Source organism: Thermoanaerobaculia bacterium (assembly GCA_035593605.1).
Classification (GTDB): domain Bacteria; phylum Acidobacteriota; class Thermoanaerobaculia; order UBA2201; family DAOSWS01; genus DAOSWS01.
In genome coordinates this window covers 1-25,929 of the sequence record DAOSWS010000004.1, presented here as the reverse complement: position 1 = coordinate 25,929, position 25,929 = coordinate 1, and the positions used below count along the sequence as shown (strand labels likewise).

Here is a 25,929-nt window from a genome sequence, read left to right as displayed (position 1 = left end):
CGGGTCAGCCGGCCCAGTCCCAGGTCGTATGGGGCATGTTGTTCTTCACGATATATCCCCATAACAGCTGGCCGTAGCCATAGGATTTCAAATCGTGCTTCCGGTAAAACGGAACCAGGAGTTTCTGAAGCCGGGGAAGGTTGTAGAAGGGAACTCCGGGAAAGTAATGGTGTTCGAGATGGTGGTTGGAATTGATGTAAACAAAGTTCCAGAACCAGTGGCTCCGGACCCAGGTGGTCCAGCCTGCGGGGTCATCTTCTTTAATGGCATAGTGCTGTCCGAGCCGGTTCAGGGCGAAGGCAATGGGGAAGACGATGAAGACCGGGAGGACATAGGCACGGAGCCAGGCTCCGGGAGAGAGCAGAAAGAAGAGGGATGCCTGAATGGCAAGGTGTCCTGAAATAGCAACCAGACGTTCGTTTCGGATTTGCTTTCGAAGCTCGGGAGGGTAACCGGCCGTTTCCTTCGCGGCGGCCCGAAAGTAGATGGGGAAAAGTGCGGGCGTGAAATAGAGCAGTTTGATCAGACGGGAATTGCGTTTCGGGGAGAGGTGGTGACGCTTGGGATCCAGGGTGTCGGAGCCCAGCTGTGCATGGTGATCCAGGTGCCAGCGCGTGAACTGGGTTCGGGAGATTCCGCTCCAGAAAGCATAGAGGTGACCGAGGAATCCCCAGAGCCGGGGATGGGGCCGGCTGAAAATCAGCCCGTGCAGCTGTTCGTGGAGAAGGATCGTGAAGTTGAAGATCGTGAATCCGGACAATAGGGCCGCGGGAATGACAATCAGGGGATTTGTAAAAAGAATGAGGCACAGAGAGGCTGCGCCCAGGAAAAGAAACTGGCGGAAGACCGTAAGAAAATGGCGGAGAGGTTTGCGCCGGGTCAGGTCGCGTAGTGCGTCCGCACCGATATAGACCTTCAATTCCCGGTGAAGATCACGGGCGGCTTCCATATACGTCGATTTCATATCCTATAAGGTAACGGAGGTCCGGTCTCGTTTCATTCCAACCAGCCGGGCGATGATACCGGCCGTGCCTTCTGCATTGATATGAGATGTGTCGATTGGAATGTGGTCGGGGAGTAACTGGAGGGGGTCAAGGGAACGGGTCCGATCCCTCTCGTCCCGCGCGAGAAGATCGGCAGCCACCCCGGACAGGGAACCTCCAATCTGCTTATACCGTCTCCAGATTCTGATTTCAGATCGCGCATGGAGATAAAATTTGAAGGGAGTCTCAGGGAAGACCCTCGACCCGATATCCCGGCCCTCCATCACACCTCCCGCCTCTCTTCCCCAGACCTGCTGGAGATGAACGAGGTGGCTCCGTACCGCGGAATATCGGGATACAAGGGAAGCCCGCCTTCCTGCAGCTTCATCCGCGAGAAAGGGTGAGGCGTCTTCTCCATTGACATAAAGCTGTCCCTTCTCTGCCGTGATGGTCAGGGTGGGAACCGTTTTGGAAACGGCAGGTTCATTTTCAAGGTCGATGTCTCTTTTATGGCATGCCCATCCGACGGCACGATAGAGCTTTCCCGTATCGAGATAGGGAAGATTTAGGGACGCAGCAACGAGGCGGGCGACGGTCGATTTTCCCACCCCCGAAGGGCCGTCGATGGCGACGATAAGATTCAGGTGTGAGGCCGGGGACTTCACCCCATGACCGTCTTGAAGGCCTTAAGGAACCGGGTGTTTTCCTCCTCGGTACCGATGGAGACGCGAAGATGGTTGGGGAGTCCGTAGTTTGCGACGGGACGCACAATGACGCCCTCTTTCAGGAGCCTTGAGAAGATGTCTTTTGCATCTTTCCCGACGTCGACAAGGATGAAATTCCCGACAGAGGGAACAAACGATACGCCCATGGCATTGAACTCCCGCTCCAGACGCTCCCGTTCTCTTTTCGTGAGATTCCGGACCCGTTCGGCAAACTCCTGGTCCTCCAGGGCGGCCATGCCGGCAACCTGGGCCAGCGTCGTGGTGTTGAAGGGCGAGCGGATGCGGTTCAGGATTTCAAAGATCTCCGGACGCCCAAACCCGTAGCCGATCCTGAGACCCGCCAGGCCGTAGATCTTCGAAAAGGTGCGAAGGGTTATTACGTTGTGACCGGATTTTAAGAATTCCAGGCTGTCCGGGTAATCGTCCTTATCCATATACTCGAAATAGGCTTCGTCCATTACCACGATCGTGTCTTTCGGGATCGAAGCCAGGAAGGCCTTCATGTCATCCGTGGTCACGTAGGTACCGGTCGGATTATTGGGATTGGCGATAAAAACAAGAGGGGTATCCGGGGTCACGGCCCGGGCCATGGCCTTCAGATCATGCCGGAAATCGATCATGGGAGTCTGCGTCACCCTCGCGTTTACCTGCTGGGCGGCCAGCTTGTACATGATGAACGCCCCGTCTGACATAACGATATGGGATCCATCCTGGAGAAAGGCCCGGCAGAGGAGCTCGATGATTTCCACCGAACCCGATCCCAGAATAATTCCATCCATGGGCCAGTCGAAGCGCTCGGAAAGGCATTTACGGAGATAATACCCGCCGCCATCCGGATACCGGTTCAGTTCCCCCATCATGGATGCCATGGCTTCAAGCGCTTTGGGAGACGGTCCCAGGGGATTTTCGTTGGAGGCCAGCTTGATAATGCCCCGAATGCCTACCTCTCTTTCCACTTCCTCGATCGGTCTCCCCGGTATGTACGGGTGGATGGCCTGGATATAATCAGGAATTTTCATTTGCCCCTCCTTTCATGGCGTGCTCGGTAATGGCTTTCCGCTCTCTTTCCGTCAGGACTCTCAGATCGCCGGGCTTCATGGAGCCCAGCCGGATCGGTCCAATGGCGACACGCTTCAATTTCTGAACGGGATGTCCAACGGCCTTCAGCATTCGTCGGATCTGCCGACTTCTGCCTTCCATCAGGGTGATCTCCCACCACGAATGCCCCGCACGGGTGAGCTTCCCTGTCGGAGAGAGCCGGGTCATCCTCATGATTCTACCATCCAGAGTCATTCCGCGGGTCAAACGTTCCCTGACGTGGGGCTCCAGGGTGCCCCGGATCTTCACGGAATAGACTTTGGGTATCTTGTTCTTCGGGTGCTGAACGAGCTGGGCCCAGTCCCCGTCATTGGTAAGAAAGAGGAGACCTTCGGACAGCCAGTCCAGTCGGCCGACGGGAAAGACGCCGCCGGGAAGACGGGCTGTGACTTCACCGACACAGGGCCGCCCCTTTTCGTCGGTCATGGTCGTGATCATCTGTTTGGGTTTGTAAAAGACGTAATAGACGGGCGGTTTGGGTCGAACCGTTTTTCCGCTCACCTTGACCCAGTCTTCCTCTTCGACTGGATGGGCCGGATTGGTGATTTTGGTGCCGTTAATCGTCACCAGCCCGGAAAAGATCAGTTCCTCGGCCTCACGTCGAGAGGCAACACCACAGCTGGCCAGATACTTATTCAGTCTCATCTTCCCTCAGCTCATCGATGGGGGGGAGGTCATCGAGGGAGTCCAGCCCGAAGTGAATCAGGAAGGACTGGGTTGTCTTGTAGAGAAAAGGACGGCCGACCACATGTTTTCTTCCCGCAGTTCGCAGTAAATTCTTCTGGATCAGCGTTTCCACGACGCCTGCGGAATTGACGCCGCGAACGGCGGAAATCTCCGGTACGGTAATGGGCTGCCGGTAGGCCACGATGGCAAGAACTTCGAGAGCTGCCTGAGATAATCGAGTTGAGGAGGTCCGCTGAAGGGTGTCCAGAACGTAGGGCTCAAGTCGTGCTGCCGTGGCGAGACGAAACCCTCCGGAAACCCTCTGAAGAACGATGCCCCGATGCTCCCCCGCGTAGAGCGATTCCACTGCGGCGATGACCTTCTGCAGGGTTTCCCCATCGGTAATGTTCAGAATACGACCGAGGTCCTCCTCCTTGAGTGGGCCCGGTGAAACGAAGAGAATCGCTTCGGCGGCGGCTACATGGTCCGGAAACGAGGGATCGGTCATGCGTAGGCCTCCTCCAGGATGTCCAGGTTTACGGCGCGCCGCTTTTTGCGGAGATAGAATTCCCCCGCCGATTCGCCCTGCACGATGCCCATGACACCGAGTCGTGCAAGCTCAAGAATGGCGATGAACGAGGTGATGACTTCCATTCGTGAGCTCCAGGCGGCAAGCAGGCGTTTCAGGGTGATCGGTTTCCCGTTTCCGGGCAGGAGGTCGATCACTCGAACCATGATGGTTCGAAGGGATGGACGGGGAGATGGAATGAAATTCTCCGGTCGTTCCATCTCCAGCCGGGCCAGGACCTGGACAAAGGCATGGGAAAGATCGTAGAGGGATACATCCTCAAGGGAAAGGACTTTTTCTCCCGTCTCCCGGGCCGTCATGCCTCCGTAGAGCGCATGGCGCATGGACAGCTCATCCGCGGCCCGCTTGACAGCCTCGTAGGCCAGGATTTGACGGACCAGGGGTTCCCGGGGGTCTTCGCTTTCCTCCATCGTCGGCCTCGGAAGAAGCATGCGGGCCTTGATGGAAAGAAGGACGGAGAGCATGTAGAGGTACTCTCCGGCCACGGTCAGGTTGGTTTCCTCCAGGGTTGTTAAAAAAGCCTGGTACTGTTCGACAAGCCGAACGATGGGAATGTCATGGATGTTCATTTCCTGACTGCGGATCAGGTGCAGAAGGAGGTCGAGCGGGCCATGAAAGGCCGGAAGGTCGACGGCGTAATCGGCGGCGGGTTCGATGGCCAGAGTCACAGGCCCAGGGCTCCGTTGAGCAGGCCAAGGATGAGGCCGATGATCTTACCCACCACGCCGGTGAAAAGAATCAGGATAAGAAAGAGAAAGCCGTACTGCCGGAGCGGCTGCATCAGGTGACGGTGGCGTTCTGGAAGGATGGCCGTCAGTACCGATCCTCCATCCAGAGGATAGATCGGGATCAGGTTGAAGACGGCCAGGATCAGGTTGATCGCCATGAGAAGGTAGAGAAAGTACGAGCCGGTCCCGAATTCCCCGTAGTTGAGCATCAGGTTGACCTTCAATACTACAAAGACAAGGAAGGCGATGATCAGGTTACTGAGAGGGCCGGCAAAGGCGACCCAGCCATAGTCGCGAATCGGGTTTTTCAGATTATGGGGATTCACGGGTACGGGTTTGGCCCACCCGAAGAGAACCGGTGAGCCGGCCATTATGAGAATAAAGGGAAAAATAATCGTGCCGAACAGATCGATATGACGAATGGGATTTAAGGAAATCCGGCCCAGGAACTTGGCCGTATCGTCTCCAAAATGGTGTGCGGCCCAGGCGTGAGCACTCTCGTGCACCGTCAGGGAAAAGAGAAGGACGATCGCCATAAAGATAATGTTCATCAGGTGAGGCATCTCACCATGCTACCCCAATTGACCCTCTGTTACAATACGCCCATGCGCCATAGCTGGAATGACCTTCTCGAGATCATGAAACGCCTCCGGGCTCCCGGCGGATGTCCCTGGGATCGCGCCCAGACCCTGGAAACCCTGAAGACCTTCGTGATCGAAGAAGCCTACGAGGTCGTGGAGGCGGGGGAGGGGGGAGATCCGGAGCAGCTCAAGGAAGAGCTCGGCGATCTTCTTCTCCAGATCGTCTTCCAGTCCCGGATCGCCGAGGAAGAGGGATGGTTCACGATTGACGATGTCATTGACGGAATCTCGGAGAAGATGGTCACCCGGCACCCTCATGTGTTCGGGGACGAATCGGTGAATACGCCCGAGGAGGTCCTTGAAAAGTGGGAGCGGCGAAAGAACCGGCAGAAGGAAGGGGGACTCTGGGAAAATATCCCGTCCTCCCTGCCCGCCCTTCTCAAGGCCTATCGGCTGGGGGACCGGGCCTCTCAGCTCGGGTTCGACTGGAACGATCCGGAAGAGGTGATCGCCAAGGTGGAAGAGGAGTTCGAGGAACTGCGCCGGGCACGAAGCGAAAAAAACGAGAAGGCCGTCCGGGAGGAAACCGGGGACATCCTCTTCGCCCTGGCCCAGCTGGCACGCCACCTGGACGTCGAGCCGGAAGACGCCCTCCAGAGGACCAACGCGAAATTTATCCACCGCATGCGGTGGATGCACGACTCGGCGAGAAAAAAAGGACAGAACCTCGACGAGCTCAGCCTTGAAGAGCTGGAGGCCCTGTGGCAGGCCTCCAAGGCGGAACGCGCCTGATGTATGGGTGACCTTGCCGCCTGGCAGTCCGCGGTGGCCTGGGTTGTCTTTCCCTCGGTCTACCTGATTCTGGCCCTGGGCCTCGTACCGTGGATCCGGCTCGACCGAACAGGAGCTGTCTTTGTGGGGGCTGTGATCGTCGTGGCCACGGGAATCCTGACGCCGGCCCTGTCCCTGCAGGCCCAGGACGTGGAGACGCTTACTCTTCTCTTCTCCATGATGATCGTCATCTCCTTTCTCATCAATTCCGGAATTCTTGGACGAATTCAGCCAGGGGTCGAATCCATGGTCCGCTCACCCGCGGGACTGCTGTGGGTCGTGATCTTCGGTTCCGGGCTGATGTCGGCTCTCTTTATCAACGATATCGTTTGCCTGGCCCTCACCCCCATCGTGCTGGATGTCACGCGAAAGCGAGGGCTTCACCCTCTTCCCTTCCTGCTGGCCACGGCCATGGCGAGCAACATCGGCAGTGTGATGACGCCCGTCGGGAATCCCCAGAACATCTTTCTTGCCTCCACAATGCATATCCCCTATGCGCGATTTGTCCTTAGCCTCTTCCCCGTTTCCCTGGCCGGATTGTTGATTCTCGGCTTTTCCCTTCTCTTTTTCTACAGAAAGAAAGGATTCGGCGGGATGGAGATGCCGGGGGAGGAGAAAGAAATCGTACTTCCACCGATCCGGACCTACGTTCTGGTCAGGACCGCAGTGGTCCTTGTGCTGATTTTCGCGGCATTCTGGGCCGGCGTGTCCATGGCTGTAGCTTCCGCGTCCGGTGCCGCATTTCTCCTGCTGACAAGGCGGGTTTCTCGAAAGCGGATCTTTGCCCTCATCGACTGGGACCTCCTGGTCCTCTTCGTGGGACTCTTTGTTCTCCTCGCCGCGGCGGACCGGGCCGGAATAACCCAGACCATCGTGGAGTTCTTCTTTCACTCCGGCACCGGTCATGGGCTTCAACTATCTTTGATCACCGCACTCTTATCGAACCTCGTATCCAACGTCCCGGCTGTATTGTTCCTCTCCCGTTTTCTTCCCCACCTCTCCGATCCTCAACAGGCGGCCTTAACCATGGCGATGGTCTCCACCCTGGCGGGAAACCTGACGCTTATCGGGTCAATCGCCAACCTGATCGTGGCGGAGCGGGCCAGAGACAGGATTCATGTCGGCTTCTGGGACTATGCCCGTGTCGGCATCCCCGTGACACTGCTTACCCTGATCGTCGGACTGGCATACGCGGCCGTGGTTTTGTAAACGTGAATTCGCCTTCTTGACTTTCTCCGGATCCCGTACTATTCTCCCTCCATGCTGAACGCTTCACCCGCTGTCTGTGCCCTTTGCTGCACCCGGGCCACCTCCTCCTGGTGGTGGGCGGTCCCCCGCCCATAACTTTCTTTTTTTCCCTCTTTATTTCTATTTTTTCGATCAGGCCCTGAGGCCTGACCCAACCTGCCGCCAGGAGGCTAATGATGAAACGATTTGACACACGGGACGCATCCTTTCTCCCGAGCCACTTTTACAATCTCAAGGCCGATCTTCCCAACCGCCCCCTTCCCCCGCTCCACCCGGGAACGAAGGAACCGATATCCCCGGAGGACATGGCTCCTCTCTTTCCCCGGGCCTTTATCGAGCATGAAATGACGGAGGAACGGGAAGTTCCCATCCCCGGTCCCGTACTGGAAGCCATGTCGGCCTTCCGTCCGACACCGCTCATCTACGCGAGGGAGCTGCGACGGGCCCTGAACACGAAGAGCCACATCTTTTACAAGTACGAAGGCGCCGGGCCCACGGGAAGCCACAAGAGCAATACGGCGCTGATGCAGGCCTACCTCGCCGCGCAGGAGGGAGTCCGGTGCCTGACGACGGAAACCGGGGCGGGGCAGTGGGGGTGCGCACTGGCCCACGCCGGCGCCATCTTCGGCGTGGATGTGAAGGTCTTCATGGTCCGGGTAAGCTACCGCCAGAAGCCGGGGCGCAGGATTCTCTGCGAGATGTTCGGGGCTTCCATCGTGGAAAGCCCGAGCCCGCTGACCCGGGCGGGGCGCGTCTTTCACGAAGTTGATCCAGACCATCCGGGGAGCCTTGGGATCGCCATCTCCGAGGCGATCGAGGCCGCGGTCACCGGAGAGGGTACGAAGTACTCCCTGGGATCGGTCCTGGATGCCGTCCTCATGCACCAGACCGTCATCGGGCTTGAGGCAAAGGACCAGCTCCGGGAAGCGGGTGTGGACGCCGACGTGGTCATCGGCTGTGTGGGAGGGGGATCCAACTTCGGAGGGATCAGCTTCCCCTTTGTCGGCGAACGCCTCCGTTCCGGAAAAGAGGTGAGGGTGATTGCCGTCGAACCGGAGGCCTGTCCCACGCTCACGAAGGGGACATTGCAGTACGACCATGGCGATACAGCGGGGATGACACCCCTGATGCACATGCATTCCCTCGGGAAGGACTTTATCCCGCCGCCCATCCATGCCGGGGGACTGCGGTACCACGGGGCGGCTCCCCTGGTCAGCCACCTTCTGAATACCGGGTTGATCGAAGCCAGGGCCTACCCGCAGGACCGGGTCTTTGAGGCGGCCCGGCTCTTTTTCAGAACGGAAGGGATCCTGCCGGCACCGGAATCGGCCCACGCGATCGCGGCAGCGATCGACACGGCAAGGGAGTATAGGGAGGAGGAGAAGGTAATCGTGTTCAATCTCTCGGGTCACGGCTTTCTGGATATCAGCGCCTACAATGGCGGATCTCACTGATCGGACCGAATAGAAATCGATAGACCCTCCTTGAGGTGCAGGGCGGGCCGGGGTACGAAGGAAGCCCCGGCCCGCTTTCAAGGACGGGCCGCCTCTGCTATTCTGAGAAGGCCATGGGAAAGAAGTTTCAACCGGCTTCCGCGCTCTTCGCGCTCGGCTTCGCGGCCACGGCCTTCCAGACCCTTCTTCTGAGGGAGGGCCTGGTCACGGCCTCGGGAAACGAACTGGCCGTCAGCCTTCTCCTGACAGCCTGGCTTGCCGGCGTGGCCCTGGGGGCCTTTCTGGCCCGATCGGTACGGTTCCTCTCCCGGTGGTACCCGACCCTCTTCGCCGCCGGGCTGATCCTCTGGGCCTTCTGGATCGTTCCGGCCCGCCTGGCCCGGGAGATCTGGACAGTCCCATCCGGTGGTCTGCCCGACCTCTGGGCCTGCGGGATCCACGCCCTGGTGATCACGGCGTTTCCCGGATTGCTGGTCGGCCTGCTCTTTCCCCTGGCCATGAGCTGGTCGGGGTGGGACGTGCGGCGCGCCTTCATCGTGGAATCGATCGGATCGATGGGAGGCGGGGTTGTCATTACTTTTCTCCTGATTCCCTTTACTTCACCTGTGGGACAGATCGGGTGGATCCTGGCCCTCAGCGGGTTTCTGGTTTTCCGTCCCCCGGGGATGGTACTCTCCGTGCTGTCCCTTCTTTTCTGTCTTTCACCCTTTTCCACGAGGATCGATGGAGAGCTGGAAACGCTTCGCTGGCGTTCGATGGACATTCCCCTTGCACTCAGGGCTATGCGGCAGACCCCCTACCAGCACCTGGCCCTGACCGGGATGGAAGACGAGATTTTCCTCTACCTGAATGGACAGGTTGCGGGAACCTGTCCCGATCCCTATGGAGCCGATCTCCGGATCCGTCCCCTCCTTGCCCAATCCCCTCACCCGGGAAAGATTCTCCTCCTGGGGGGAATGCCCGGAGTGGACGCTCAGGCCCTCGTAGCCCCGGCTGTGAAGGAAATCGACCATGTGAACACCGATCCCGAACTTGCTCCCTTTCTCCAGGAATACTGCCCTGTTCCCCTGGATCCGTTGATCCGTACCGTCGCCCGGGACCCCATTGCCTTTGTCCGGGAAGCCTCCGGCCCCTACGATCTCATCCTTTCCCTCATGCCCGACCCCTCGTCCGTCTTTCTGAACCGGGCCTTCACGCGCGAGTGTTTTCAGCAGTATCGGAGGATTCTGGCCCCGGACGGCGTGGCCGCCGTGAGGATCTCCTCCGGGGTGAACTACATCGGGGAGGAGTCGGCGGAAGCCCTGCACGCCGTCGTTCTCGCCGCGAAAGAAGTCTTTCCGGACGTGCACCTTCTCCCCGGGGAAGAGACCTTTATCCTCATGGGAGGGGAGGGCTCCACGCTCACGCTGAATCCGCACGTCCTGATGGAGCGTTCCCGGACCGGGAAGCTGGGACGGCAGACCTTCAGTCCCGAGATCTTTCCGCTTCTCTACCCAAGGGACCGGGTCATTGAGCTGGAGAAGAGGATGGAGTCCTGCCGGTCCGCGATGAACACCGAGAACCGCCCGACGGCGGTCCTGTGGACGCTCGGACAGTCCCAGAAGCTCGCGGGAAAACCTTCGCCCTGGCAGGCCCTGGCCCGGCTGCCCGCCGCGCTACTCGCGGTCGGGCTCCTTCTGCTTTTCGGAATCGTCATGGTCCTTCTGAGAAACCATCCGCCCCTCTACTCCGTGACGACCAGTGGTGCCGGGGGCATGGGAGGGGCGCTTCTGCTTCTCTACGCCTTCCAGTCACGGGCCGGGTTTCTCTACGGATGGATCGGCCTCCTGACCGCCATCTTCATGGCCGGGCTCTGTCTCGGCGGTCTCCTCTCCCGGAGGATGACCCTCCTCCGTGGGGACATCCTGATGGCCCTATCCCTGCTCCTGCTGCTCCTCCCGATCCAGTCGCCCCTTCTCTTTCTGGGGGCCATGGTTCTGCTCGGGATCGGAACGGGCATTCCCTTTCCCCTGGCGGGGCGGCATTACGGAGACGACCTTCGCGCCGCGTCACTCGCGGAGGGCTTCGATCACGGAGGCGCCATGGCGGGAGCCCTTCTCGCCGGCATCCTTCTCTACCCGGTCGCGGGATATACCCTGTCGATCCTCTTCTTCGTCGCGATAAAACTTTCCTCTCTCGTGCTGTCTGTGCGATCATCCTGACATGAAACCCCTGCACCGGAGTCCGGTCCGAAGATGGAAAGCCGGGTGCTTCCTGGCACTCCTGCTGGTCTCCGTGGCTGTGATCGGCAGTCTTCTCTGGATCCGAAGCCGCATTCCTGATCTGCCGCGGGAGCCGGTACCCTTTGACAAAAACGGAATCCCGACCCTCACCGCGCAAACGGAGGCTGATCTTGCCGGGAAGCTCGGCGAGGTCCACGCCGTCCACCGCCGTCTCCAGATGGAAATGGTGCGAAGGTTTGCCGAGGGGCGGATCTCGGAGCTTCTGGGCGATGACTTCGTGGAGCTGGACCGCGTGATGCGCCTGATGGATATCCCGGGGCAGTCCCGGGAGGCTTTGAAGACGATGAGCGGCGACGACCTTGCCTACCTGGAGGCCTACGCCGAAGGAGTCAACCGCACCACCCAATCCCGGAAACCGCCCCTCCTGGCTTCCCTGGGAGGCATTGCGCTCGAACCCTGGGAACCGGCCTGTTCCCTCTACCCCCTGGGCCTCATGGCCTGGGACCTGGCCCGAAACTTTCACCAGGAGATCTTTCTCCTCAAGGCATCCTCCCGCGTTCCCCCGGAGCGGCTGGCCCTCCTCTTTCCCGCCTACCCCGGCGCACCCCCTCTTCCCCTGGAGGAGCTTCAAAGCCTGAAGGAGCTGGGCCCCTTTCCGCCCGTTTTGGAAGGGTTTTCCACCCTTCGTGACTACCTCTCCCTCACGGCCTCCAATGCCTGGGCCCTGGCCCCTTCGCGGACCCGAAGCGGGAGCGTGATCCTGGCCAGCGATCCGCACCTGGCCAAGTCCTTTCCCCCCCTGTGGTACGCGGTACGGTTCCGGATGGGGGACCTTGAGGGGGCCGGCCTCACCCTCCCCGGGGTCCCCGTCATCGGGATCGGACACACGGCGAAGACGGCCTGGGGATTCACCAACGTGATGGCGGATACCGTCGACCTTACCGTGGCTCTTCCCGAAGGGAACGGCTGGACCCACCAGGGCAAGAATCTTCCGGTCACGAAGGAGATCCTGGAAATCGGGGTCCGCGGGGGCGCCCGGAAGGAAGCCGTGATCCATCGAACGCCCATCGGGCCCGTCATCACCGAAGCGGAGCCGGGAAAACCGATCGTGATCCTCCGTTCGGCCCCGGTCCAGGGATCGACTCTGACGGCCTTCCGCCGGCTCCTCAGGGCGAAGACGGTACCGGGAGTCCTGGAGTCGGGCCGGGACATGGGGTCCGTGGCCTTCAACCTGGTGACCGCCGATAAGGAGGGAACCATCGGATGGCACGCCGTGGGAAACATTCCGGTCCGGGATGGGTACTCGGGCATCGTCCCCACGGCCGGGAAGGATCCCGGCGGATTCCTGGACTACGACGACCTTCCCCATGCGATCGATCCGCCGGAGGGATTCCTGGTCTCCGCCAACGAGCGTACCGACGACCGGCTCTCCCATGCATGGTGCGCCCCCTATCGAAAGGACTACCTTGACGCCGAGCTGAGCCGTACTCGGAACTGGGGAATCGAGGAGATCCAGGCCCTCCAGATGAGCGTGAAAAGCCGGCAGGCCGAGATTCTCCTGCCTGAGCTGTTTCCCCGTCTTCCCCGGGAACTGCGCGATCCTCTGGAGGCGTGGGATCGGAAGATGGTCCCGGAATCGGCGGAGGCGGCGCTCTGGATCCACCTCTACGAAGATCTGACCCGGGCCCTGGTCGAGGATGAGCTGGGGGAGCTTTACTCCCACTACCTGGAAATCCTGCCCTTCACCTATCCCGCCGTCGACGAGGCGATCACCCATCCCGAATCCCCGTTATGGGACGATGTGCGGACTGAGACGACCGAATCCTTCGAAGACGTAGTTTCCAGGATGTCGAGTACCGGGAGCAAACCCTGGGGGGAGGAACACACGTACTGGCTGGCCTATCCTGCGGCGATCCGGCTGAACTTCTTCCCCTTTTCCCTGGGGCGGTTTCCCTATCCGGGGGACTTAAACACGGTCAACCTCGGCGGGTACAACCCGGCCCGGGGGCACGGCACCCTCTTCATTGCCTCGATGCGCTTCACCGTGGAGTTTAAATCCGGGACCGTGAAATCGTGGGTCTCGCTCCCGGGAGGCCAGAGCGAGCACATTATGGATCCCCTCGCCTCGAATCTTTTTGATACGTTCCTGCACGGAGAACCGCTGGCCTTCGATACGCTTCCCTGACGTCACAATCGATCTCCTGTCTTTGTTCCCACGGGAGAATCTGGTACACTGATGCCCCTGTCTGACAGGGAACATATTGTTCTTGAATAATGCAATTACGGAGAGGTGCCGGAGTGGACGAACGGTGAACGTGGGACATGTACTTGTTACGTGTCCCTGAAGTGAACCGAATCGTGTCCCGAGGGGTTGGGAAGCCGTGGGTAGCATCTTCCCCCTCGCGTCCTCCTCGATGCGCTCTCCCGGGTATGGATTGAATGTATACTCGAGTCGAATCCCACCGTGGTATTCTCACCCACGCGGGCTGAGATTCGTTGTTCTTTTATAAGTTGTTTTTCGGAGAGGTGCCGGAGTGGACGAACGGTGAACGTGGGACATGTACTTGTTACGTGTCCCTGAAGTGAACCGAATCGTGTCCCGAGGGGTTGGGAAGCCGTGGGTAGCATCTTCCCCCTCGCGTCCTCCTCGATGCGCTCTCCCGGGTATGGATTGAATGTATACTCGAGTCGAATCCCACCGTGGTATTCTCACCCACGCGGGCTGAGATTCGTTGTTCTTTTATAAGTTGTTTTTCGGAGAGGTGCCGGAGTGGACGAACGGGGCAGTCTCGAAAATTGCTGCACCCTCTGGGTGCCGTGGGTTCGAATCCCACCCTCTCCGCCAGTCTCCAGTTTTATTCCCTTTTACAAGTGCATCGAACGGTTTTTTGTATACAGGGTCGAGGTTTTCTTGATAGTAGGAGCAGTTCGAAAGTACTGAATTCAGCAATTTCTTCTTTTCTGGCCAGTCTGCGTTAACATACTGAAAATATGCGGTTTTAGAAAGTTCTAAAGTATTCCTTGCAATTTCAAAATTCTGATTCGATCCTAATGATTGCGTTTGGCTTAATTTTAAGCTGGCCAATTCTGCTTGCCATTTCTTGCTCACTTCATCCCAATATTCAGCAGTAATATTCCCATCTTGTTTGTCTAGATACGCCCTATCAATTCTTTGCTTTATGATTTCAATTCTTTTCTCAGTTGCATTATGCAGGGAATGGTGTCTCTTCCTGAATTGCTTCATCTCATCTTTTATAAGCGAAGACATCCAATCTGCGACCTCATCAGGAATATTAATTGCATGAATAACATCACCAAGTAATTTATCCAGTTTTGCTTGTCTTATGTAATCATTTCCGCAGCGTCCTTTGAAATAGGAGCAATGGTAGTAGACGTACTTTCCTTTTTTCACTTCAGCGCTGATCGCGCACCCGCACTTTTTGCATGTCAAAAGACCTGCAAATGGAAAGTCTCGTTTTGTTTCGGAGCCATGGTTTTTCTTCTTGAGAATCCTCTGTACTTCATCGTACAGATCTTTGCTAATGATTGGTTCATGTGTTCCCTTAAATGTTTTTCCTCCCCAATCAAAAAGACCATAGTAAAACGTAGTGGAGAGAATCCTATGGACACTGGATTTTGTAAAAGGACGTTTTGTTTGTGGATGAGTTAAACCCTGATCTTTTGCTAGTGTTGTTAAGGATTTGATGGAATGATTACCAGTAGAGAACCACTCGAACAATTGACGGATGTACAAATCATAAGGTGGATTCAGTTCGATTCGTTTGTTTTTGTTGAGGTACCCAGGAGGTGCGAAGGTGGGCAGGATTCCAGTTTCAGCTTTTTTCAACTGGCCCTTTTTTACCTCTTCGGAAAGGTTGTCGATGTAATTCTTCGCCATTAACACTTTGATCCCGTGAATAAACTTCTGGTGAGATTTTGAATTTTGAGAGATGACTTCATGTTCTTTTACTAAATGCATCTCCAAATCCAAGTCGTCGATGGTGACATAATCTTTAAAATTTCTGTAGAGACGGTCGGTTTTTTCGACCAGGATGATCTTGACCGTTTTTGTCTTTTTTAGAAATTTAATCATCCTGTTGAAATTTGTCCGTCCGGCTTGCTTTGCGGTCTCTTCATCTTTAAAGATGTCCACGATTGAAAGTTTATTCTCTTTGGCGTATTGGGTAAGAAGATCCACTTGAGCGGGAATAGAGTAGCCATGCTTCGCCTGTTCCTTTGATGAGACTCTTGCGTAAATAACGGCCTTTCTCATTTCTTCCCTCCTTTCTCAACGATTCCTATTTCTTTCTTATCCAACTCCTTTTCAAGAATTCTTAAAACGCACTCCTGGATGGATACATCATCATAAGCTGCCTTAAGCCTTAGCTTCCTATGCAGTTCAGCAGACATTTTTATGTGGATTTGTTTTGTCTCTTCCTGGACCATTCTTCTACCTCCGTAAATACCGTGGGTATAAGAATACCATTCTTTCACTCGTCAGTCAACTTGTCAGGTGAATCCCCACCCACCACCCAGCCAGCCGCAACGCCCTGATGTAATACCTCATCCCGGTCAGTTTTTTCTTGGGATTGTTCGTGTTCTTTTATTAGGATATTTGTCATTTCTATTAAAGTTAAGAGGTACGTCTTTGCGTTTCTGATGATCTCAACGCAGTCCTCCCTTGATAAGGGATGACCGTATATTGGCTCCCAGACTTTGCGCGTCTTTTCAATCAGCGCTTCGTTGATCTCCATGGTTTAGAAGGCTGCAAAAGCGCTTGTAATTGAGACCGCGCCAGATCGTTTCCATATAGAAAATAAATAGATGGATCACATTGAAAATAGCTATATGGAAAATAATTGAGAAGTTATTCATTGTTTTTCCCGTAAGCCGCTCTAAGACCTTCCAGGAACTTCAAGACATCCACAGCACAGATTCCTGGTGTTGTTTCATTCTTTAGGAGAGTTTTTAGGCGATCTACTTCCTTCGGCAGTACACCGAATACTGTCCATGAAATACCGACTGCGTGGTTTTTCTTGATATTTGAAAGTGCTGTTTTACGAATATCGCTGCACTCAACTTCCAAGGCGATCAATTCACCTTCCTGAAAGGGAGAATTGGTGAGGCCCCGGGAAGCTTTCTCTTCTATATGGAAAAAATTTGAGTGCTTAGCCCCTTTGTCTTCTATATAGAAAAAAATAGAGTCCTTAAGAGCTGAGACAAATTCTTTATGCTCCTTTTCCAGGTAAATAAAGAAGACATCCACGCTTTTTTCATTGATTGAGAATTCGATTTCTGCCTTTGGAATCAGACTGCTGATCGTTTCCGACAAATAACGATGTTGAGGACCGTCCCCCCCGCGACTCGATTTCTCTTGCTTCAAATTGAAACACTCCAGCGCTTTTTGTGTCGGAAGAAGGACTTTGGCCAGACCTCCTCTCCCCGGCTTGATGAGGATCTTTTTCTCTACCAGAAAGCCCAGGGCGATGAGCTTTTTCTTACAACGATTTCCCTGATCTGGATGCAGGTCAGCGGTCTGATAGGCGTCCATGGAAGTCTGTATTCGTTTCGCGGAAGCTTTGAGCAATTGTTTTTCATTTGTATTTAACTGGTTTCTTGCAGGTTTTTCGTGTTTGGGTTCCTGTTCTTCAACTATAGGTTTTTCTTGCTCAGGTTCTACCAGGATCGCTGGAGGGAGCGCCAAGGGAGCGTACTTGTTAATTCTCTCAACGGCAGCACTCCACTCAGAAGTAGGCAGGTCTTTCGGAATTAACAGTGGAGGGAAAGTGGCCAGAATGGGATCACGCCAGGTCTCTGAAAATTTGACTATCGCCTGACCTTTGGTCATCTTTACATTCAAAAATTCCAATTGTTCTTTAGAGAGATTAAATGTCTGGGAGATAGCGGCAACATCTTTGTGGTTGGTTTGGGTTAAGCAGATGAAGCAGTTGGTGTTGCTCCTAACCAGATCATGCAATTTGGAAAAGCAGGTGGTTGTGATGAAAAAGCCAATGGAAAATTCCCTGAACTGGCTCTGAAACGAGCTCAGCAGGGGCACTCTGTCAATATTTGCTTGGTCCATGGACCAGGTCTCATGCCCCTCATCCGTGTAAACGACATGGGTCAGGCCGTCTCTGATGTTTCTATGCCGGTTCCTCAAGAACAGACTCTGGACAAGATAGGTAAAGATAAATTTGTGCGTTTCGCTGCTGATGTTTTTCACGGGGATGCAGATGGAGTGATTCCAGAGCTCATCCATGGAAATACCGCCAGGCGATCGCGAGGGACCGGGAAAATCAGCGGAAAACCGTTTCAGCCTCAGTACTGTGCCACGAATCGCGTCCCGCCTAGCGTAGGTATCACTCTTTGTGTATAAAGAATCAACGATCTCTATTAGATCGTGAATCGTGGGGTGGGTTTTTTGGCTGTATGCTTTATTCAGGGCTTCGTGGAGCACCTGGGTAACAAGTTCAGCGCCATAAAAGGTTTTTCGAAAGCAGTTGATGAAAAGAAAGATGTGGTCATTCAAGCTTAAGTAGGATGGTTTTTGCATCAGGTTGAAAAGAGATTCAGGCGTGATAATCAGACAGTCCGGATCGTGATAAGCCAAGAATCTGTAATCATCTTTGGGATCAAACACCATCATGTGGAGCGCGTCAATCGGAATGAGCTGCTGGAGGAGGTTTTGCGAAAAAGAAGTCTTCCCGGAATTAGTCGCGCCTGAAATCACGATATGTCCCGTGAAAAGATCCAGATTCCTTTTGATGGGATGTTTGGTGGAATGAAGATAGGCTACCGATACGCAGCCGTGGTTGAAATGACCGTTCGGAACAGAGATGAAAGGGAATTGATGATGATAGGCTTGAAAGTTGCTGACTTTTCCTTTGAACAATTCCCAGGTCTGAAGATCAAGGTGGGAAGGCGATTCAAAATCAATGGATTGCAGCAACACAGCCAGGCCAGGATCATGCTCGGCAAGTCTGAACCGTTCAAGGAAGTCAAGAAACTCTTCCCTCTCTTTGGGAGATATCGCGGGTGCACACGGATTCACCTCTCGATAGTGGTTACCCATTCGATGAACCTCCTCAATTTGGATAGGATTCTTTTCCCTCTTGTTTTTTGAAAGCACGTCCCGCAAAGATGTAACGTCTCGTCTGGATCCTGAATGGATTTCGCGCAGTCCAGGCAGACAACAGACTGACACTCAGAGCAGAATCGCACCGAGGATGCGGTGAGGGTGCGTCTTGAGCAGCGGGCGCAGTCATACAAAACCTCACTATCCGGCTGATGAATGAGACGTCCATCCCCGCTTCTGAGTAATCTCTTTGTTTTCACCAAACGGCGCTGCCCGGTCATTGGATCAATCACGATGTACTGATATTGGACGCCCAATATCTGTTCTATCCCGCTCTGGTCAACCACTACTACCCTCTCCTCTTCAACAGTTTCCACTAGAGAGCGTTGGTCTTGACGATCCTCTTCAAGATCCAGGTATGGATTTACACTCTCATCATCCCTGGGATCATTGGAGGTCATTGCTCAATCCTCCTCAGATCCCAGTTTGTCGGCATGTCTTCTGTTCTCCTTCATAAGGGAGTGGATGACGTTGCCGATCACGATCCCTGCAGCTGTGGGAAAAACAACCTGCAGGATGTTGAATCTGGGTGTGCTGAAGGTCATCAATAAAATCATGCACACACTCAGAAGCATCAGGACTTTCTGTCCGTTCATGACGCAGGCAAGAACAATGGATAAGGTGAAGAATTGAAAATGATCCACGGCCCCCAGCAATTTGGATAGCAGGGGAAAATGGTTGTATCTGTTCACAATGTCCAATAAGTTCAGCGCCGCCATGATGATGATTGAATGCGTAAAGACTTTAGCGATTCTCGTATACATGGTTCCTCCTCATAGGGATATGGTTTATCTGGAAGATGGGCTCTATTCCTGCGAATTTCCTGGAGCTCCACATCCAGGCCTGGGGATGTTAGGATCTGGTTCCCGTAACTGATCAGTTTCCGGATCATAGTCCTCCCGAAGCCAGGGAGGAATGCCCCCAGGGCCAATCGGCTTGATTCCTCTTCTTAGCAATTCTGCTAAATCGTCGTCAAAGTTCTCATCGGTCAACAGATTCTCGTCATAAGTATCGTCAGTCATTGTTTCAGCTCCTTTTCGGCATTGGGCCCAACGGGAAATGGATGGCTCAACGTCTCCCTGTTGAAAAGCTTTTCAAGAGTTAATAACTTCGGGTTTTCATAAGCAAGAGTGCTGTCATGGCAGATCGGACACCCTTCTTCAGATTCCACATTGATCGCCGTCATCATGTAAGGTGGCCGAAGCTCAAACGTGACGCCAGGATGGACAATGCCGTTTTGGAGTAGTTGACTAGTCATCACGGAAGTGAGAGAAGCGCACATCTGGTTGAGATAGAAAACCGATGGTGAGGGACCTTGGAGTTCTTCTGAAAAATAGCCTTCATTGGCAAGCTCTCTTCTAACTTCAACAGACAGTTCATCCTTTTTCCACGGAAGAGCTGCTTCCACTCGAGAGAGGTCAAGCCCCATGTTGCACATCAGGCAAGGGGTGACGCCTGGAATTTGAACGCGTACCTGTCCGCCAATGGAGGAAAGTTCCCCCTGATGAGAAATGACACCAGCGCCTGCATCCATCAGGGGAATCGAATAGAGGCTGCTGAAGTAACTAGCGTAGTAACGGCAAAGGTCATTGTCGGAATTGATGAATAGTAGATCAACTCCTTTTAAATATTCCTGAGCCTCCGCGTCCCATACTCTGTTTTTCAGGGCTGTGCATTTTCGACCCGGCTGGATCTCGCGAAGATACTTTTTCGCAACTTGTACTTTTGGCATTCCCAGGTGGACATCCGATGTGTAGGGAATCCTGGAAAGATTGGAAACTTCTATGGAGTCATGGTCCACAAGTACAAGATTTCCGCCATCCCCAACGCCCATCATGACAATGGATTCAAGACAGGACGCGCCGTTGCCCCCAAGTCCAACAAGGCCAATGTTCCAGTTTCTGTACTTGTCCAAATCAATCCCAGGGATTATAGACATCCTGCTGAATTTCTTTTCGTCGTTGAGCTCTTTGGATTTCTTTAGAGGATTGCGATACAGGCGTTCAAGATGTTTCCCGATAATGATGATCTGGTCAATATTATGTGTAATGTGCCCCCCCCTTTCAATCAGCCGACCGTCAAACGAGTTGAAATGAGAGTTAAATACCAGCCAGGCAGATTTCATGTCTCCAAAATGAGGATCATAAACAGTCGTCCTGTCGGAACTCATGGAGGAGTGATCAATTGACGAAAATCGGGTAGTACCTTTCGCAAATGGGTGCGTGTGGACATAGACTACAACGTATTCGTTCCTATGAAGGCCTGATCTTTTGAATTTGGTTAAGAATCGGGAGAGGGCTTTGGGGGTTGGCGCGCAAAGAAAACTGGACTGCTCAAGTTCATCTGGTTCGAAAAGGACAAGTTCTCTTGCCACCAATCTTGTGCTTAAGCGTGAGTCAATTTTCTGAGCAAGCAGAAAGGCGCCGACTTCATTGGGCGCTTCTTTCTGGCCAAGCTCTTTGAGAATCTCAAAATGATCTTTTTGAATGACAAATGAATAGGACATATTTCACCTCTCTTTAGGTTGGAATTCTGTCGGCGATGGTTATCTCAAGAAGCCCCATAAGCTCCAATAGTCCATCCCCTCTTCGGTGGTCCCAGTCGAGCGCTTCGAAACAGAGCCAGTGCCACCCTTTTTGGCCGAACGTGCAGCCGCACTCATGCAAATGGTTGAGTTTCTGCCCGTTCACATAGAGAGGACCAGTGTGAATGGCGTACTCAGGGTGAGAAGACCCAAAGCCGACCCGCTGATGGGAAGTGTAAGGGGGAAACGGAATCAGGATTTGCGTATCCAATCTTCGCTGGGCGTTTTTATACCTCCAATCGCCGCATCTTGGCAGATCGAGATTCTCCACAATCAAGATGAGATCTTGCTGAAAAAATTTGATAGCGAAACCTCTTGAAACCAGCTTGTTAATTTCGTTACCAAGGTTAAAAGCAGACATAGTTCCTCCAGATAATGAAACAGGGGCGGATTTCCGCCCCTGCGTATGGATTGATCAATGGGAAGTGGACCCCGCCTGATGGGATGGAGTAATGACGACAACATCGTCATCATTAACCCTATCCTTATTGCGAAGCTGGGTAACGCTTCCGTCCTGATTTTGCCTGAACATCATGCCTTTATTGAACCTAGCCGGGAGCTGACTGTTTATCTCTCCGGCAGTGCTGGAATCGGCATCAATGATCAGGGGCTGACCTGTGGATGAAATTACATTGGCCATGGTTCCTCCTCTTCAAAGTGGTTAGTTCTAAGTGATGGAATGGTTGCTTTTGAGTGGAAGAGGGAGGAGCCCGGATCAGGAAAATTTGTTCTACAAAGGAATTGAGCTTACTTCGCTGCTGGAGTTTCTCGAATCTGAGTTGATAGTGCATGGCATCTCCTTTTAAAGCAGTACTCACCATGCAATACTTTGATGATTTGAGGCCCGATCAGTTGTCCCAAAAGAAGAACTGGGACCTCACTTTTACGAGCTGATTTTAAAGATCTGTAACCTGGAAAGAGCTTTCCTGGAAAGGGAAACGAAATGTACCTTGATTCTTTTATCGAAATGCTCTATTTTGATTCCATGACATGGGGTATTAATTTCATCAACATGAATCAGAGACTTGTTAAAAAAGCAATATGAACTATACTCCGGAGCAATTTAGAAAATACATCATTATCCACTGGATGGTGGCCTGCAATCAGGATATCAGGAATAGATTTTTCCCCGGAACCAATCAGCGCATGGGATACAGAAAACACTGGCTCCCCGAAATGTTGGCAATGATCACGGAGAATATTACTATCCTAAAAAATGCTAGATTTTCAGAGAAAGATAAAAAAGTTGAGGATCGGATAATTGGAGGCATATTTGAAAAGGCTAATGGTATCTGGTATTCAAGTAAAAATTTGAAATATTGGACAAAATCTAACCTGTCAAAACCACAAAAAAAACCAAAAAAAGAATGGGATGAAAATAGATTCAATAATTACCCCATCAAATGGCTTCATGAAACAGTTAGAAATAATTTCAATAAGCTCTATAATAAAGTTAATGGGATGAAGGGCAATATCGATCCGTCTGATAAGAACCTGACATCCATTGAGCTTTTGAAATATTGGGAGCAGAATGGAAGTATAGACCTGAGAGCTTTCAAGGGAAAGCAAGACGATATAAGCGGAAAGATGATCAAAGGGGCAACAATAAAGCTGGATGGAGAGATGCCATGGATGGGGTATGTCCAGATTTCTGAAAAGGTTGTTGAAGAAAACTTCCTCGTGATCATGCTGGAGAGGAGTTTCGCCGAAAAATATACACTGAAGGACGAGGTTAGGGGTGAAGCAATCACTAATATGGTAATGGACCAGGAATCTGGAATTGAAGTGAACAAGTTTCCAGTGACATGTCTTCCATGGATAGAGGAAACGGACTGCGTTAAAAAACTTCAGAATTGGGAGAATAAATCGTTAGATGTTTTATTTCCGCTATTAGAGGAATTCAATGAAACTAAAGAGCTGAAAGGAATTACCTCAAAAAAGGAAGTGGGAATTCGTTTCTATGATGGGTCACTAAAGGGGAGGAAAGGAAGGTTCTGTTTTGTGGTTGTTCCAAAGAGTAATTCTCAAGAGGAATTTCTAGAAGCCCTCCAATTTGAGATTAAACTTCACAGGGCGATGATTGTTCGACATAAGCCGGATTGGATTGTTCTATGTTCAAGTGATACTTTCGACGAAGCTCAAGCGATAAAAGTTCTAAAAAAGGTGCTGAAAGATCTGGAACTGAAGGGAGTACTGTTCCTGGATAACGATTCACTAATAGCTTTATTAAGCAGAAATCCCTGGGTGTGGAGCCAATATTTATCAAGGAAAAGTGACATCCGGATTTTTAAAGGGAACAACCAGCCGATTCTAGAAGATCTCTTTTTAACGGATTTATCAGCTGAGGAGTTTGAAAAAGTAAAAGTGAAACGCTATATTTCAGGGAGACAAGGTTTTGGGACTCTTTTTGTACCACCTAATATTGAGATCATTGGAAATAGTGGCATGGGATGCAGGAGTGCTATTTACCAGTTCATAAAAGATCATTTCAAGGAAGCTACAATAATCTACATTCAGAGACTTACCGATCAGGACAATGAGCTGATGAAATTGTTTTTAAAGGACATTCCCGATGAATACGTAATAATTCTAAAAGATATCGACAAAGACTTGGGAACGTCTTATAACCAATCTTCAATTGGCAAGTTGGAAGCACTGACAAATTACCTGGATTCAAAAAGGAGAACAAACTCTGATAAAGAATCAAAAAGGATCAATAAATTAAGGATAAACAAGATTGTCACCTATTCTCATGAAAAAAGAGCAAAAGTGGAAGATGAATATGGAAGATACTTTTCAGATAATAAATTCGAGATATTGGATTTGCATGATGAGCTTCAATTGTTTCACCCTCAACTAGTCAGTAACCTGTTTGATTCAATCAGAATTAAGCTAGACAGTGAAGAGCGGGATTTGTACGTGCAGTGGGCTTTGGAGCAAAAGATAACGGTTAAGAATCTTGTCGATTTTTGTATTAATAGGGAGAGAATTCCTAAAACCCAAGAAGCTCAGGAAATGTTGAATGAATTCTGGAATTTTAGGTTTATGGATCTATTAAATGAGGATAGGATTCATGAATCAGCCATATTAAAACTTCTATCGATTTTTCATCAAGTAAAAATATTTGAGATATCCTCCGACATATTACATGGCATATTTGGCAGCCTATTCCCTGATGCAGACAGCGATACATTCAAAGCCGCTCTAAATGATTTAGAAGAGATGAAGTGGTTGGATAGAACTTCTGATGGAATAATTTATGTTGGTAAAGAAAAAGTTAATCCTTACAATGTTGGAGTGCCAGGTGAATTGGACCTAGCTCACACACTTCAACCAATTGGCTCTTCAAAAAGTAAAATACACAGGCGAACGCCAATCAATGCAGTAGAAATAAGTAAGTATTTATTTGCAATCTGCACAGCAGTTTGGAATGGAATTGATCAACTGGGGATGGAGGCATGTAAGCGAATTTATGACTATGTATTGAGGTTCTTTGCTAAACAGAAAAATTATAGTGACGCTGAGGAATTGATTGATCAACTTGCAAAGTTGTGCGGTTCAAAGGAGGATATATTAGAAATTAGCTTGGGTTACATTAATCATTTAATAAAGCCAGATGCGGTAGATAGAGCACTGCGCCTAGCATGCAAATATCCTGATCTTGAATATCTATTCGGCTGGGTCCTCCCTCAATCAAAAGGGAAAATCATTGAAGTGTGGAAAAGAATATCGAAGCATGTAATTGACCAAAGGAAAAAAGAAAATTGGATGGCCGTGTATATGGAATTTTGCACATTAAATTATGGTGAAAAAGCAGCGAAAATCGAGTTAAGGGATCTCTTGCGTGAGTTTCCAAAGGACGATGTACTGGCAAAGACCAGGGAAAAAATATTAAAGAAAGATGAATAAACACAAGCACTGCCTTTGATTGTTACTTATCGTAACACCACCAATTCTTTTAAGAAAAATATCATGATGTTGACCTATTCTTGTAACTATAATATTGTGAGTTTTCACAAGTCTCCCAATAAGCCTAAACAGTGTATTGGTATATTTTTTGCATAAGCATTTTTACGCTTTGAAAATTTAGTTTCAGGAGTTAAGGCTAGGGGGACACTTATGCATTTGTATTCTGATTTGAGAGAGTTGGGAGTTCAGAAAAGATTCCAGGTGAGTTCGCATTCTATGTTTGGGATTAGCAAATTCATTCCGCTACTGCTTTTTATAGCGATCCTGCTTCCCCTCAACACTATGGCGAAAGACTACCCTGTAAGCAAAAATGTCACTGCAAATACTGCTTTTGGGTGTCAGGGACTGATTGTTGAGATCCACGGGAGAGTGAATCAGCAAAGTACAAAGAGAAACTTGCATCCAGCAAACCTGAAATCCAACGGAAACTGCCATATTAAAGATAATTCCTATGTCGCTGGCGATGTTTATGCGGGACCTGAGAATAGTGTGATCGTGGATCCCAGTGCTGTCGTAACCGGAGTTACGGGCTCACAGGAATCCCCCTGCAATTGCAATCCAGTGACACTCTCTTCCGTTATAAGTGACCTTACAGCCTCAAATGATAATGATTTAATCCCTCTAACTGAAAAAGGCAAGGATCCTTTAGATGATGAAGGGAACCTGACGGTGCGGGGAAATGATACGCTTGTCCTGCCCGAAGGAGACTATTTATTCACTTCTGTGAAGATCAATGGAGGAAGTACGCTGGCAGTAGACGGCAGAGCATTTCTCATGGTGGATGGGCCTATTGAAATTGACGGAACTTCTCAACTGAATCCTGAGGGAAATCCCTATTATCTAATTCTCTACTCTACGGCAGATGAATTGGTGATGGGTGGCGATACAGCAGCATCAGCAGTCATCTATCTTCCTGATGGCACCTTCAAACTTTTTGGAGATGCTGAACTGGATACAGGAGGAATTTTCGCCAAAGAAGTAACAATTACCGGCAACAGCATAGTAAACGACCTTACGGATACTGAAAGTCCCGTAGTTACATTTCTTGATCCGACAGACGAATAAGGTGGACCCCATTCACGAGACAGTAGGGTAAGATGGTATTCACTGTTTCAG

At 51.8% G+C, this 25,929-nt stretch carries 22 protein-coding genes and 1 tRNA gene; 9 read left to right on the top strand and 14 right to left on the bottom strand.

Translation table 11 applies throughout. The features are described 5' to 3' along the window. Window positions 1–4: 4 nt before the first annotated feature. Genes PLD04_02815 through PLD04_02785 form a run of 7 tightly spaced genes read right to left on the bottom strand, consistent with a single transcriptional unit; the run spans window position 5 to window position 5,352 of the window. Window positions 5–964, bottom strand: a complete 960-nt coding sequence (locus tag PLD04_02815; protein HXK67251.1) for a fatty acid desaturase — start codon at window positions 962–964, stop codon at window positions 5–7. Between the two features lie 3 nt (window positions 965–967). Beyond that, window positions 968–1,648 (bottom strand): (d)CMP kinase, encoded by a 681-nt coding sequence (gene cmk / locus PLD04_02810; protein HXK67250.1) that lies wholly within the window; start codon window positions 1,646–1,648, stop codon window positions 968–970. Beyond that, the gene (hisC, locus tag PLD04_02805; protein ID HXK67249.1) at window positions 1,645–2,727 is read right to left on the bottom strand and encodes a histidinol-phosphate transaminase; all 1,083 of its coding nucleotides are present in this window, start codon (window positions 2,725–2,727) and stop codon (window positions 1,645–1,647) included. Before hisC ends, cmk begins: the two co-directional genes overlap by 4 nt. Then, the gene (locus PLD04_02800; GenBank protein ID HXK67248.1) at window positions 2,714–3,451 is read right to left on the bottom strand and encodes a pseudouridine synthase; all 738 of its coding nucleotides are present in this window, start codon (window positions 3,449–3,451) and stop codon (window positions 2,714–2,716) included. The genes hisC and PLD04_02800 overlap by 14 nt, the downstream gene beginning before the upstream one ends. Next, window positions 3,438–3,980 carry an SMC-Scp complex subunit ScpB gene (scpB, locus tag PLD04_02795; GenBank protein ID HXK67247.1) on the bottom strand — a complete coding sequence of 181 codons (543 nt, stop codon included), beginning with the start codon at window positions 3,978–3,980 and terminating at the stop codon, window positions 3,438–3,440. The genes PLD04_02800 and scpB overlap by 14 nt, the downstream gene beginning before the upstream one ends. Next, complete coding sequence (locus tag PLD04_02790) at window positions 3,977–4,729, bottom strand: segregation/condensation protein A (protein HXK67246.1); 753 nt, start codon at window positions 4,727–4,729, stop codon at window positions 3,977–3,979. The genes scpB and PLD04_02790 overlap by 4 nt, the downstream gene beginning before the upstream one ends. Beyond that, window positions 4,726–5,352 carry a site-2 protease family protein gene (locus PLD04_02785; protein HXK67245.1) on the bottom strand — a complete coding sequence of 209 codons (627 nt, stop codon included), beginning with the start codon at window positions 5,350–5,352 and terminating at the stop codon, window positions 4,726–4,728. The genes PLD04_02790 and PLD04_02785 overlap by 4 nt, the downstream gene beginning before the upstream one ends. 42 nt (window positions 5,353–5,394) lie before the next feature. On the opposite strand from PLD04_02785, the gene mazG reads away from it, so the two are divergent. The 6 genes from mazG to PLD04_02755 all read left to right on the top strand — a co-directional run bounded on the left by mazG (window position 5,395) and on the right by PLD04_02755 (window position 13,970). Further along, complete coding sequence (mazG, locus tag PLD04_02780; GenBank protein HXK67244.1) at window positions 5,395–6,162, top strand: nucleoside triphosphate pyrophosphohydrolase; 768 nt, start codon at window positions 5,395–5,397, stop codon at window positions 6,160–6,162. Window positions 6,163–6,165: 3 nt separating this feature from the next. Further along, entirely contained in the window at window positions 6,166–7,410 is a 1,245-nt protein-coding gene (locus PLD04_02775) for an SLC13 family permease (GenBank protein ID HXK67243.1), read from the top strand. 215 nt (window positions 7,411–7,625) lie between these two features. Further along, the gene (locus PLD04_02770; GenBank protein HXK67242.1) at window positions 7,626–8,903 is read left to right on the top strand and encodes a TrpB-like pyridoxal phosphate-dependent enzyme; all 1,278 of its coding nucleotides are present in this window, start codon (window positions 7,626–7,628) and stop codon (window positions 8,901–8,903) included. A 113-nt stretch (window positions 8,904–9,016) separates the two neighbouring features. Next, window positions 9,017–11,104 (top strand): hypothetical protein, encoded by a 2,088-nt coding sequence (locus tag PLD04_02765; GenBank protein ID HXK67241.1) that lies wholly within the window; start codon window positions 9,017–9,019, stop codon window positions 11,102–11,104. Between the two features lies 1 nt (window position 11,105). After that, window positions 11,106–13,310 carry a penicillin acylase family protein gene (locus PLD04_02760; protein ID HXK67240.1) on the top strand — a complete coding sequence of 735 codons (2,205 nt, stop codon included), beginning with the start codon at window positions 11,106–11,108 and terminating at the stop codon, window positions 13,308–13,310. 571 nt (window positions 13,311–13,881) lie between these two features. Beyond that, window positions 13,882–13,970 (top strand) — tRNA-Ser (locus PLD04_02755). Window positions 13,971–15,394: 1,424 nt separating this feature from the next. Here the strand turns inward: PLD04_02755 and PLD04_02750 are convergent. The 7 genes from PLD04_02750 to PLD04_02720 form a co-directional block, all read right to left on the bottom strand. Further along, a complete protein-coding gene (locus PLD04_02750) occupies window positions 15,395–15,571 on the bottom strand; it encodes a hypothetical protein (GenBank protein ID HXK67239.1) in 177 nt (58 codons plus the stop codon). A 44-nt stretch (window positions 15,572–15,615) separates the two neighbouring features. Further along, on the bottom strand, window positions 15,616–15,879 hold the full coding sequence (locus PLD04_02745) for a hypothetical protein (GenBank protein ID HXK67238.1): 264 nt from the start codon (window positions 15,877–15,879) through the stop codon (window positions 15,616–15,618). A 113-nt stretch (window positions 15,880–15,992) separates the two neighbouring features. After that, a complete protein-coding gene (locus PLD04_02740; GenBank protein ID HXK67237.1) occupies window positions 15,993–18,197 on the bottom strand; it encodes a DUF87 domain-containing protein in 2,205 nt (734 codons plus the stop codon). Then, window positions 18,173–18,661 (bottom strand): hypothetical protein, encoded by a 489-nt coding sequence (locus PLD04_02735; protein HXK67236.1) that lies wholly within the window; start codon window positions 18,659–18,661, stop codon window positions 18,173–18,175. Before PLD04_02735 ends, PLD04_02740 begins: the two co-directional genes overlap by 25 nt. A gap of 3 nt (window positions 18,662–18,664) precedes the next feature. Further along, window positions 18,665–19,024, bottom strand: a complete 360-nt coding sequence (locus tag PLD04_02730) for a hypothetical protein (GenBank protein ID HXK67235.1) — start codon at window positions 19,022–19,024, stop codon at window positions 18,665–18,667. 254 nt (window positions 19,025–19,278) lie between these two features. Further along, window positions 19,279–20,766 carry a ThiF family adenylyltransferase gene (locus PLD04_02725; protein ID HXK67234.1) on the bottom strand — a complete coding sequence of 496 codons (1,488 nt, stop codon included), beginning with the start codon at window positions 20,764–20,766 and terminating at the stop codon, window positions 19,279–19,281. 13 nt (window positions 20,767–20,779) lie between these two features. After that, on the bottom strand, window positions 20,780–21,205 hold the full coding sequence (locus tag PLD04_02720; GenBank protein HXK67233.1) for a hypothetical protein: 426 nt from the start codon (window positions 21,203–21,205) through the stop codon (window positions 20,780–20,782). A gap of 78 nt (window positions 21,206–21,283) precedes the next feature. On the opposite strand from PLD04_02720, the gene PLD04_02715 reads away from it, so the two are divergent. The 3 genes from PLD04_02715 to PLD04_02705 all read left to right on the top strand — a co-directional run bounded on the left by PLD04_02715 (window position 21,284) and on the right by PLD04_02705 (window position 25,878). Then, window positions 21,284–21,469, top strand: a complete 186-nt coding sequence (locus PLD04_02715) for a hypothetical protein (protein ID HXK67232.1) — start codon at window positions 21,284–21,286, stop codon at window positions 21,467–21,469. Between the two features lie 416 nt (window positions 21,470–21,885). After that, entirely contained in the window at window positions 21,886–24,753 is a 2,868-nt protein-coding gene (locus PLD04_02710) for a hypothetical protein (protein ID HXK67231.1), read from the top strand. A gap of 210 nt (window positions 24,754–24,963) precedes the next feature. Further along, entirely contained in the window at window positions 24,964–25,878 is a 915-nt protein-coding gene (locus tag PLD04_02705) for a hypothetical protein (protein HXK67230.1), read from the top strand. Window positions 25,879–25,929: the final 51 nt, after the last annotated feature.